Here is an 11584-nt window from a genome sequence, read left to right as displayed (position 1 = left end):
AACCTACGCTGAAACAGCTTGTTTAGGTTCATCACCATATAAGCGTTTGTGTTCTGCCACTATTTGATCCACTGAACCTGGATCAGCTAATGTGCTAGTATCACCTAATTGCTCATACTCAAAGCTTGCGATTTTACGCAAAATACGACGCATAATCTTACCTGAGCGAGTTTTAGGTAACATAGGCGCCCATTGAATATAATCAGGGGTAGCAATAGGTCCAATTTCATGACGAACCCATTCCCTTAACTCATTCATTAGCTCATCAGAAGGTTCTTCACCTTCAGCCAGCGTTACATAAACATAAATGCCTTGCCCCTTAATAGGATGTGGCACACCTACTACTGCTGCTTCTGCCACTTTCCTATGAGCAATCATCGCGCTTTCAACTTCAGCCGTACCAATACGATGCCCTGAAACATTAAGAACGTCATCAACACGGCCTGTAATCCACCAGTAGCCATCTTCATCACGACGCGCACCATCACCTGTAAAATACATACCTTTAAAGGTTTTAAAGTAAGTATCTACAAAACGATCATGATCACCATAAATACTACGGGCTTGTCCTGGCCAAGAATCGATAATGACTAGGTTACCTTCCGCAGGCCCATCAATTAAATTACCTAAGTTATCGACAATAGCAGGTTGTACACCGAAGAATGGTTTAGTTGCAGAGCCAGGTTTAGTTTCTGTTGCACCAGGTAATGGAGTAATTAAAATACCCCCAGTTTCTGTTTGCCACCAGGTATCGACAACCGCACATTTTTGTTTACCCATTTCATCATGGTACCATTGCCATGCTTCTGGATTGATCGGTTCACCTACTGAACCTAATACTCTTAAACTACTACCATCAAAGCCTTCAACCGCTTTCTTACCATGCGCCATCATGGCACGAATAGCGGTAGGTGCTGTATATAGGATATTCACTCGATGCTTATCAACCACCTGTGCCATACGCTTAATATCAGGGTAAGTAGGCACACCTTCAAATAATAAGGTAGTTGCGCCATTAGCTAAAGGACCATAAACGATATAACTATGGCCTGTAATCCAGCCAACATCAGCTGTACACCAATAAATATCACCTGGTTTATAGTCAAAAATACGCTCATGGGTTAAGGATGCATACACCATATAACCGCCTGTGGTATGCAACACACCTTTAGGTTTACCCGTAGAACCCGATGTATATAAAATAAATAACGCTTCTTCAGCACCCATTTCTTTCACAGCACAACGATCTGAAGCCACCTTCATTAGATCGTCATACCAAATATCACGATGAGGATACCAACGAATTTGACCATTAGTACGTTTGCAAACAATCACTTTTTGTACGCTATAAGTGTTAGGATTGGTTAATGCCTCATCAACATTTTCTTTTAAATTAATGACTCTACCTGCACGTAGACCTTGATCGGCAGTAATCACTACTTTTGATTTACAGTCAGCTATACGGCCAGCTAAAGATTCTGGAGAAAATCCTGCAAAAACGACTGAGTGAATAGCACCAATTCTGGCACAAGCTAGCATTGCAACCACGGCCTCAGGAATCATGGGCATATAGATGGTAACTACATCACCACGATGAATATCTTGACCACGTAAGGCATTAGCAAATTTACATACCTCTGCATGCAGTTGTTTGTAGGTAATGGTACGAGACTCTGCAGGATTATCACCTTCCCAAATAATAGCTGCTTGATCTCCACGTTCTTCTAAATGACGATCTAAACAGTTATAAGAGGCATTTAATGTACCATCTGTAAACCATTTAATATCTACCCGATGATCATCAAAACTGGTTTGTTTAACCTGCGTAAAAGGCTGTATCCATTCTATTCGATTAGCTTGATCTCGCCAAAATCCCTCTGGATTAATAATCGATTGTTGATACATACTTTTGTATGTTGCTTCATCAGTTAACGTCTTCTCTAAAATATTACTTTTTACTGGATATATTTTTATTGTCATGTTTAACACCTCTAGTTTATTAATTATTTTTGTTTTTTACATTGTGCCTTTAAAAGCAACCCAATGAGCATTCGACAATAGTCGAATGTGAATTAATCTTTAGTTTAAGTTTCTTATTTTAATAAACTTCTTTTGTTAAAGGAAAATAACAGCAATTTCTATTTAATTCAATACTACTTTTTACAATATTTCAAAAATATTAGTTTTTAATAGGCGATTGTTAATGATTTTTAAGAATATTTAGCTTACTGTACCTCCCCTCCCCCAACTTGGTATACAATAGTAAGAATTTACCTTTATTTAATAAAATTACTTTATTTTTGCATATAGAAGCCGAATGAAAGAACTCATCACTAAATTAATCGAACAAGCATTAGCTGCTTTGATCAATGAAAATATTTTACCTGCTGATTTAGCAGTAACCATTCAAATTGATAATACTAAAGATAAAACTCATGGTGATTTTGCTTCCAATATCGCCATGATGCTAGCTAAACCAGCTAAAATGAAACCACGTGATTTAGCTGAAAAAATCTTAGTTGCTCTACCAACTAATGAGCAAATTAGCAAAGTAGAAATAGCAGGGCCTGGTTTTTTAAACTTTTTTCAAAATACCCAAGCATTGGCTAACCGCTTAGATGAAGCACTAAATGACTCTAAACTAATGGTCAGCAAAACGACTAAAAATCAACGTGTTGTAATTGATCTTTCATCACCTAATTTAGCGAAAGAAATGCATGTAGGCCATTTACGCTCTACCATTATTGGTGATGCGGTAGCGCGTGTTGCTGAGTTTTTAGGAGATACTGTTATTCGTCAAAACCATGTAGGCGACTGGGGCACACAATTCGGTATGTTACTAGCCTATATGGAAGAAAATCCTGCTGATGCTGAAAGCGAGCTATCTGACCTAGAAAACTTTTACCGTGCCGCCAAAAAACATTTTGATGCATCTCCTGAATTTGCAACTAAATCCCGTGAGATGGTAGTAAAACTACAGGCAGGTGACAAAAAATGTTTAGAGCTATGGACAAAATTTAATGATATTTCGCTAGGCCATTGCCAACAAGTTTACGATCGTCTTGATGTAAAATTAACCCGTGCAGATGTTCGCGGCGAGAGTGCTTATAATGATGATCTTCCCAAGATTATTGAAGCACTAAAAGCTAACAACATGTTGAGTGAGAGCGATGGCGCACAATGCATTTTCTTAGATGGCTTTAAAAATAAAGAAGGTGAGCCATTAGGGATGATTGTACAAAAAGCAGATGGTGGCTACCTATATTCTACCACTGATTTAGCCGCTATTCGTTATCGTAATGATGTGCTAAAAGCTGATCGTTGTTTATATTTTGTAGATCAACGCCAATCACTGCATTTTGATATGTTATATGTAGCAGCCCGCCAAGCTGGTTTTGCCAACCCTGAATTAGATCTTGAGCATATGGGTTTTGGCACGATGAATGGTGAAGATGGCAAACCTTTTAAAACGCGAGATGGCGGTGTTGTTAAGCTAATTGATTTACTAAATGATGCAGAACAAAAAGCCTATGATTTAGCTAAGCAATTAAACCCAGATATTAGTGAGCAAGAATGCAAGCAAATAGCCCACTCTATAGGTATTGGCGCGGTTAAATATGCTGATCTTTCTAAACATCGTACCAGTGACTATACATTTAGCTTTGATAATATGTTAAGTTTAGTAGGCAATACTGCTCCCTATTTGCTTTATGCGTATACTAGAACTGCTGGGGTATTACGTACTGCCAACAAAACAATTGAGCAACTAACTGGTAAAATAGTATTAGAAGCCGAACAAGAAAAAGACTTAGCTGCTCATTTAATGCTATTCTCAGAAACCTTAAATAGTGTAGCTAGTAAAGGTTTACCCCATTTACTCTGTAGCTATCTTTATGATTTAGCTAAGCTATTCTCAACATTTTATGAAGAGTGCCCTGTACTTAAAGCAGATAATGAACAACAGCAACAAAGCCGTTTACGCCTTACTGCATTAACTGGACGTACTCTAAAGCAAGGCTTAGAACTATTAGGACTAGTTCCTTTGGAGCGTATGTAAGAAAATGGCAAAGGCAAAAACTAAACCACGTGGTGCTAATAAATATACACCACCTAAAAAATCTGGTGCACCTGGCTGGATATGGTTAGTTGCAGGTATTGTTATTGGTGGTTTTATTATGTTTTTAATGAAACTAGAGCCAAAACAAGATATTAGAAATGGCCAAAAACCTAACACCCCTACCACACGCCCTAAAGATAATAATACTAATAATAAGCCCGAATTTAAGTTTGAATTTGATAAAATGCTATCAGGTAAAGAACCTAATCAACCTATCATTACTGAAGAGCAACGTAAAAAACTTGACGGTGACCGTGCAGCAGCTTTATTAGAGGGAAGAACACCACCTGTTATTCCACCTACGCCTGTTAAACCGCCTGTACAACCTGCCCAACAGGTTAACCAACCTATACAAACTACTCAACCATCACAAGTTGCTGTTGTTACAACGCCTACGCCACCATCCAGCATGAATTTCTTTTTGCAAGCTGGCTCATATCCTACTCAAACAGGTGCTGAGAGTATCAGGGCGCAGATCTTAATGCTTGGCCAAGATGTTAAAGTAGAAACAGCAAACAGCAATAACAAAACGTGGTATAGAGTATTGGTAGGCCCTTTTAAAACAAAAGATGATGCCACTAAAGCACAAAAACAACTTTCATCTCACGGCTTTAACCAAACACTGGTTGTTCCTCGTAAAGTTCAATAACTTTTGAATCAACCGCCAAGGCTTATATTATCAATATAAGCCTTGGCAGTTTTCTAAACAAATCAAATAAAATAATCGATTTAAGTGATTAATTTAAATCAATAGGATCAATATCCAATGACCAACGAATCTGACTAGTCTTGGGCAGTTCTTCTAAAGCCTGCACCCAACTTGTTAAAAATTGGTGTAATACAGGACGTATACTACTTTGCACTAGAACTTGCCCTCGGTAACGACCTGCTCTCTTTTCCATAGGTGCTGGCACTGGAGAAAATACTTCTATTATTTTATTTTCAACCTGTACTGCTAACATTTCCGCTTGTGCATGTGCACGTACTAAAAAATCATCTAACTGTTCTTGTTTATAAGCTTCTGCTCTTAATAGTGCAAAATAACTAAATGGCGGTAAACTGGCCTCTTTTCTTTCTTCTAAATTATGCTTAGCAAAAGCTAAATAACCCTTGTCCATTAACTGTAAAATGAGTGGATGCTCAGGCAAATGAGTTTGAATCAACACTCGCCCCTCTTGTTCTGCTCGTCCAGCTCGACCTGCCACTTGAATAATGAGCTGAGCTGTTTTTTCACAAGCCCTAAAATCAGCAGAAAATAATCCATTATCTGCATCAAGGATGGCGACTAATGTAACATTAGGAAAGTGATGCCCCTTTGCCAACATTTGAGTACCCACAAGAATACCTGCCTCACCTGTTTTTACTGCAGTGACTATTTCCTGCATAGCTAATTTACGACTGGTAGTATCACGATCTATACGCCAGATTGGCCAATCTGGAAATAAAACTTTTAAACGCTCTTCTGTACGCTCTGTCCCCACTCCTACAGGTCTTAAATCCACATGGTGACAATGTGGGCACATAGCAGGCGGTAACTGGCGAAACTCACAGTGATGACAACGTAATTCATGATCTCTTAAATGTAATGTCATTCTGGCATCACAATGAGGGCAATGACAAATCCAACCACAATGATGACAAATTAAGGTAGGGGCAAAACCTCGTCTATTAATAAAAATTAAGACTTGTTGTCCCACTTTTAAAGTGGACTCAATTAAGCTTTGCAGTTGTGCAGAAATACCACTATCCATTGGCTGGGTACGAACATCTAAACATTGGATTTTAGGTGGTTTAGCATTGCCTGCACGATAGGTAAGATTGAGCTGTCTATATCTATCTAACGTCACATTATGTAAGCTTTCTAAAGAAGGTGTAGCAGAGCCTAAGACAACAGGTACGCTCTCCATTCTGCCACGAACTATAGCTAAATCACGCGCATGGTAACGCAAACCATCTTGTTGCTTATAAGAACTATCATGTTCTTCATCTACAATAATTAAACCTAATTTTGCCATGGGTGTAAAAATAGCAGAACGAGTACCAATCACTATATCTACCCGCCCTTCTTTAGCGGCTTGCCATGCTTCCAAACGTTCTTTATCGGTCAAGTTTGAATGAATTAAAACAATTTTGGCATTAAACCGTTTCTGAAAACGATGCAATGTTTGTGGGCTTAAATTAATTTCAGGAATTAGTACAAGCGATTGTTTTTTCATCTTTAATACTTGATGAATTAAATGAAAGTAAACCTCTGTCTTACCACTGCCTGTTACACCATAGAGTAGAAATGGTTGATAACTATCAAGCGACCTACTAATAATATTAATTACTTTTTCTTGTTCTTCATTGGCTAATAGTTCAGGCTCTATTAACCAGCTACCCTCATGGATAATAGGCTTAATTTCTCTTATTTCACAGACAACTAATCCTTTTTCTTGTAGTCTTTTTAAAGTATCTAATTGAATCTGTAATTTTCCTATCAGATTTTGTGCAACACCATGTGGATGTTGCATCAATACCTGTAATGCTCGTTTTTGGCGAGTTGCTCTAGCAAGTCTAGGATCCTCTAAATCACTTCCCTCTTCTACTTTCCAAAAATATTCTTGATTATCATCAGGGTATTTACCTTGCTTCAATAAATTAGGCAACGCCCAAGATAATGTATCCCCCAAGCTATGTTGATAATATTGTGCTGTCCACTGACATAGTTTTAGTAATAAGGGTGGAATTATTGGAATTTCATCTACTAGCTCAATAGCTTTCTTTAACTTTTCGACTGGAACAGTGGTTTCTTCAACCACCTCAATTAACACACCAATTAAAGTACGGTTAGCAAATGGTACTTTTACCCTAATACCCACTTGTAAAGAACTTGCATCCACACCTTTTGGTGGCAAATAATCAAATAATCGCCGTAACGGAGAAGGCAAAGCTAAGCGCAAATAGCAGGGGTTATTAAGCACAGATTATCCTTATTATCATTACATTGATTCATCATATAAGGATTTATTGAAAAACAAAATATTTTATCAAAAATATTGTTAATTCTAATTAAAATACTTATTAACTAACGCTATAAGTTTAGTTATTTTTCTTTCTTTTGATTCAATGCTCAAATTGCTTTATTAACAGCAATTATAATAGTTGCTTCCATCAACAACTGTCAGCAGTTTATAGCCTACTCATCAAACTCGATATTTATACATTTTATTATCTAGTATCTTTCTGTTCACTAAGTGTGACAAAGTCATTTAATAGCTCTTGTGCAGGCAATACACCACATTGCTCATTATCTGGCACCATAAAGACAGCAACTTGAACATCATCTTCTACCAAACTAGGTAAAACCTCTGTTAATAATTCATCAAAAGAAATTTTCTTAACTTCGGTATTTTGCCAATTATCCACTTGGCATTTCTTAGCAAAAGGCTCTGCTGGCCATAAAGGAAAAACAATCTCTTCCCCTATTTCAGCAATAACCCAACCTTCTTCATCACCTAACCCCCAAGCTTCCTGCCACTCAAATACTTTCTCAACAAAATAGTTATAACGTTGGCTATTGGATTGACGACTAAATGCTTGAACCTCTAAATCGTGTACTTTCTTCATCAACTATTTTTCACTTTTTAGGCAAATATTTAAGTGGATCTACAGGTTTACCATTTAACCTAATCTCAAAATGCAATTTGACTCGATCAGCACCTGTTGATCCCATTTCAGCAATTTTTTGACCTGCACTTACTTTCTGGCCTTCTTTAACTAATAAACTACGATTATGCCCATAGGCACTCACAAAACTATCATTGTGTTTAATAATTAATAAATTACCATAACCATGTAGGTTATTACCTGCATAAACCACTGTACCTGCCGATGCTGCCATCACAGCAGAACCTTCACTAGCTGCGATATCGATCCCTTTATTTAGAGTACCTGTCGGAGAGTAAGTACTAATGACTGCTCCCATTGCTGGCCATGTCCACCCCCCGACTACAGCTGTAGTCGGTGTAGGCGCTGAAGTAGTAGGCTTAGTCTGTGTTTGAGTTGGCGCCTGCGTAGCTGTTGGTTTAGTGGTAGTTGATGTCGTTGGTTTCTGGGTTGTAGTCACTTTAATACTACCAGAATCATGCGCTTTTGTAGTGGTAGTCGTTGTTGAGCTAGCTCTACCTGATAATGAAATTACCTGTCCTGGATAAATAGTATAAGGGGCACCAATATTGTTTTCATTAGCTAACTCTCGCCAATCGCGGCCATAGTTAAACGCTAATGAATACAAAGTCTCCCCACCTTGTACAACATGCTGGCCTTTTGTTACAGGCGTATAACTACCTGCCTGCACTACTTTTCCCGAATAAGGAACAGTTGTTACCTTAACCTGTTTATTATAGTTTGTTGTTTTATCAACTACTTGAACTCTAGCATTATCATTTGAGCAAGCAGTCAGCAATATCAATATAGATAACGAAGAAATGGGTAATAACTCTCTATTCAATAACCCCACTTTAAGCTCCTAATGATAATTAAATTAACGTATGGTTCCATTGAGTAAAGGTACAAATCGTACATTACCCAATATTTGTTGTTTAAAGCCCTGCTCTTGCCTTATTACTAGCTGTAGTTGTTGGCTATTATTATCACCAACAGGCATTACTAAACGACCACCCACTGCTAATTGGTCTAATAACGCTTGTGGGATTTCAGGAGCAGCCGCAGTGACTATAATACCATTGTAAGGTGCTAAAGCATTCCAACCTTCCCAACCATCACCCCATCGAAATACTATATTACGTAATTTTAAACCTTGTAATCGTTCTTTAGCCTTATCCTGTAAAGGTTGAATTCTTTCTACAGAAAATACTCTGTTCACTAATTGAGCAAGAATGGCGGTTTGATAGCCTGAACCTGTCCCTATTTCGAGCACTTTATCCAATGGCCCAGCGGCTAATAATATTTCTGTCATGTGTGCCACAATAAGTGGCTGGGAAATAGTTTGATTATGCCCAATAGGCAATGCGGTGTCTTCATATGCACGGTGTGAAAGTGCCTCGTCAATAAACCAGTGACGAGGCGTATTACGAATGACTTCTAGCACTCGCTCATTAGTCACGCCTTCTTCTTGCAGACGTTGCACTAAACGCTCTCTTGTCCGTTGCGAAGTCATTCCAATGCCACTTCGCATCAAACCATTAGTCATATTTATACTTTCCCCACCGCATGTAAAGAATCTAAAGCCAACCTACAACTACGATCAATTGTTAAAGGAGTTACAGAAACATATCCCTCTGCAATTGCATGAAAATCTGTTCCTTCACCACCATCTACTATATCACCAGTCAAAGAGATCCAATAACCAACTTTACCTCTGGGATTTACTGTTTTCTCTGGCGGTAAAGAATGGCTACGATACCCTAATCTAGTTAATTTAATCCCCTTTACCTGATCTAAAGGTAAATTTGGAATATTAACATTGAGTATTGTATGATTTGGCAGATCAAGTTTAGCATAATTCTCTACTAACTTTCTGGCAAAATGTGCAGCGGTTGGTAAGTTTGTTATTTCTCTAGAAACTAATGAAAAAGCAAACGAAGGGGCTTGCGTAAAACGCCCTTCAGTAGCCGCTGCTACTGTCCCAGAATACAGTACATCATCACCTAAATTAGCACCCAAATTAATACCTGACACCACTAGCTCAGGCTTATGTTCAAGAAAACCATTCATTGCCATATGTACACAATCAGCAGGTGTTCCATCTAAACCAATAAAACCATTCTCTAAATAATGTGGGTATAATGGACGATCAAGCGTCAGAGAATTACTTGTGCCACTCATATCTCTCGTGGGGGCTAATACTTGACATTGACCATAATCAGCCAATGCGTCATAAAGTGCTTTAATACCAGGTGCAGAAACACCATCATCATTAGAAACTAATATGTACATTTATCTTCCGTTGCTTTAAGTGACACTATTTCTCTTACTACTGAGGTAGCAAAACAGCCTGTTGGTAATACAAAATTTAATTGTAAAATAGTAGGTTCTACAAAGTGCCATGTTAAATCGTTAACAGGTAATCTCAACACCCGCCTTTCTTGGCGCATATTGGCGGATTGTAACCAAGTTGTTAATTGCTGATATTCAGCTAATATTGTTTGCTCTTGTTGTAGTGCCTGCGCTGTAGTAGCTAACTCACCCTCTCCCCAAAGAGGAGCGGTAGGATGAATATCTAACTCAGCCAATCTAGTATCATTTGCAGCCAGTTGTTCGGCAGGAAAGAAACTACGACTATCTGTAAAGGACAATACATCACCTTTAATTAAGTTATTCCAAGTACCCATACTCACTCTTCTGGCTAGCACTTTGTTAAATAAATAACTTCTAGCACTGGATAATAATCTAGAACGTATATTACGTTGCTCAGGATAAGCTTGTTGATTTGCCCACTCTATAGCTTGCTCAACATTACTCCCATCAAAACCAAAGCGTTGCAAACCATAATAGTTAGGCACACCTTGTTTAGCTATTAACTGCAAGCGCTCTACTAATAGCTTTTGATCCGCTTCAAGCTGAGTCAAACGGATAATAAAGCCATTAGCCGAATGAGTACCTCGTTGCAACTTTCGTTGATGACGTATTTGTTTAACAATATGTAACTGGTCACTTTCTAATGTGGTTAAATCAGGATCCATTTTACCTGGCAAATGAATACTAAACCATTGCCTAGTCAACGCTAGCTTATCTTTTAGGCCTGCATAACTCACTTGCCTTAATGGTACTTGAATAGCTCTAGCTATCCGTTTAGCCACCTCTTCAGTATTTAGATAGCGTTTTTCAACCCATAACCAAAGGTGCTCACCCTCACCGGTTAAAGGAATATCTAATACTTCATCCACCTGAAAATCTTCAGCTATTGCTTTTAACTGAGCCTCTCCGCAAGCCTCGCCCCAAGCGGTAGGGCCTAATAATTCAAGTTCTGTCATAAGGCGCTAATAATACCACAGCATGTACTGCAATACCTTCTTCTCGACCAGTAAAACCAAGCTTTTCTGTAGTGGTTGCTTTAATATTAACTTGCTCAAGTTTTACTTGCATATCTTTGGTTAATAATTCACGCATCTGTTCAATATAGGGAGCCATTTTAGGCGCTTGCGCAATAATAGTGGCATCCATATTAGCTAATTGCCATCCTTGCTTATTAACTAATGCAATAACATGACGTAATAGTTGTCTACTATCAATTCCTTTATATTGAGGATCTGTATCAGGGAAATGGCGACCTATATCACCTAAAGCACAGGCTCCTAATAGCGCATCACAAAGTGCATGGATTAGCACATCGCCATCTGAATGGGCTATTAAACCTTTATGGAAAGGAATTTGTATTCCACCTAAAGTTACAAAGTTGCCATCGCCAAAACGATGTACATCATAACCATGACCTATACGCATATAAAACTCTATTAGCTAAAA

10 protein-coding genes are annotated in these 11584 nt (G+C 38.3%); 2 read left to right on the top strand and 8 right to left on the bottom strand.

Annotation, left to right across the window (positions count from 1 at the left end; genetic code table 11):
• Positions 1–3 precede the first annotated feature (3 nt).
• Entirely contained in the window at positions 4–1980 is a 1977-nt protein-coding gene (gene acs, locus MTZ49_RS06125; RefSeq protein ID WP_264747467.1) for an acetate--CoA ligase, read from the bottom strand.
• Positions 1981–2317: 337 nt separating this feature from the next.
• Here acs and argS point away from each other — a divergent pair, with 337 nt between their 5' ends.
• Both argS and MTZ49_RS06115 read left to right on the top strand, forming a co-directional pair.
• Positions 2318–4057 carry an arginine--tRNA ligase gene (argS, locus tag MTZ49_RS06120; protein ID WP_264747466.1) on the top strand — a complete coding sequence of 580 codons (1740 nt, stop codon included), beginning with the start codon at positions 2318–2320 and terminating at the stop codon, positions 4055–4057.
• Between the two features lie 4 nt (positions 4058–4061).
• Positions 4062–4766, top strand: coding sequence for an SPOR domain-containing protein (locus tag MTZ49_RS06115; RefSeq protein WP_264747465.1), 705 nt, complete (start codon positions 4062–4064; stop codon positions 4764–4766).
• A gap of 88 nt (positions 4767–4854) precedes the next feature.
• Here the strand turns inward: MTZ49_RS06115 and MTZ49_RS06110 are convergent, their stop codons facing one another.
• The 7 genes from MTZ49_RS06110 to ispF all read right to left on the bottom strand — a co-directional run bounded on the left by MTZ49_RS06110 (position 4855) and on the right by ispF (position 11563).
• A complete protein-coding gene (locus MTZ49_RS06110; RefSeq protein ID WP_264747464.1) occupies positions 4855–7080 on the bottom strand; it encodes a primosomal protein N' in 2226 nt (741 codons plus the stop codon).
• 247 nt (positions 7081–7327) lie between these two features.
• On the bottom strand, positions 7328–7726 hold the full coding sequence (locus MTZ49_RS06105; protein WP_264747463.1) for a DUF2750 domain-containing protein: 399 nt from the start codon (positions 7724–7726) through the stop codon (positions 7328–7330).
• A gap of 10 nt (positions 7727–7736) precedes the next feature.
• Complete coding sequence (locus MTZ49_RS06100) at positions 7737–8618, bottom strand: peptidoglycan DD-metalloendopeptidase family protein (protein ID WP_264747462.1); 882 nt, start codon at positions 8616–8618, stop codon at positions 7737–7739.
• 24 nt (positions 8619–8642) lie between these two features.
• Complete coding sequence (locus MTZ49_RS06095) at positions 8643–9311, bottom strand: protein-L-isoaspartate(D-aspartate) O-methyltransferase (RefSeq protein WP_264747461.1); 669 nt, start codon at positions 9309–9311, stop codon at positions 8643–8645.
• Between the two features lie 2 nt (positions 9312–9313).
• Complete coding sequence (surE, locus tag MTZ49_RS06090; RefSeq protein WP_264747460.1) at positions 9314–10057, bottom strand: 5'/3'-nucleotidase SurE; 744 nt, start codon at positions 10055–10057, stop codon at positions 9314–9316.
• Positions 10045–11094, bottom strand: a complete 1050-nt coding sequence (truD, locus tag MTZ49_RS06085) for a tRNA pseudouridine(13) synthase TruD (RefSeq protein ID WP_264747459.1) — start codon at positions 11092–11094, stop codon at positions 10045–10047. The genes surE and truD overlap by 13 nt, the downstream gene beginning before the upstream one ends.
• Positions 11081–11563 carry a 2-C-methyl-D-erythritol 2,4-cyclodiphosphate synthase gene (gene ispF / locus MTZ49_RS06080; RefSeq protein ID WP_264747458.1) on the bottom strand — a complete coding sequence of 161 codons (483 nt, stop codon included), beginning with the start codon at positions 11561–11563 and terminating at the stop codon, positions 11081–11083. The genes truD and ispF overlap by 14 nt, the downstream gene beginning before the upstream one ends.
• Between the last annotated feature and the right edge of the window lie 21 nt (positions 11564–11584).

Origin of the sequence: Entomomonas sp. E2T0, assembly GCF_025985425.1 — a bacterium.
In the GTDB taxonomy this organism is placed as follows: Bacteria; Pseudomonadota; Gammaproteobacteria; order Pseudomonadales; family Pseudomonadaceae; genus Entomomonas.
This window is presented reverse-complemented; position numbering and strand designations above follow the sequence as displayed.

Excerpts from the sequence above, each read along its gene's own strand:
- acs (WP_264747467.1), bottom strand. The coding sequence starts at position 1,980 with ATGACAATAAAAATATATCCAGTAAAAAGTAATATTTTAGAGAAGACG.
- argS (WP_264747466.1), top strand. The coding sequence starts at position 2,318 with ATGAAAGAACTCATCACTAAATTAATCGAACAAGCATTAGCTGCTTTG.
- MTZ49_RS06115 (WP_264747465.1), top strand. The coding sequence starts at position 4,062 with ATGGCAAAGGCAAAAACTAAACCACGTGGTGCTAATAAATATACACCA.
- MTZ49_RS06105 (WP_264747463.1), bottom strand. The coding sequence starts at position 7,726 with ATGAAGAAAGTACACGATTTAGAGGTTCAAGCATTTAGTCGTCAATCC.
- MTZ49_RS06095 (WP_264747461.1), bottom strand. The coding sequence starts at position 9,311 with ATGACTAATGGTTTGATGCGAAGTGGCATTGGAATGACTTCGCAACGG.
- surE (WP_264747460.1), bottom strand. The coding sequence starts at position 10,057 with ATGTACATATTAGTTTCTAATGATGATGGTGTTTCTGCACCTGGTATT.
- truD (WP_264747459.1), bottom strand. The coding sequence starts at position 11,094 with ATGACAGAACTTGAATTATTAGGCCCTACCGCTTGGGGCGAGGCTTGC.
- ispF (WP_264747458.1), bottom strand. The coding sequence starts at position 11,563 with ATGCGTATAGGTCATGGTTATGATGTACATCGTTTTGGCGATGGCAAC.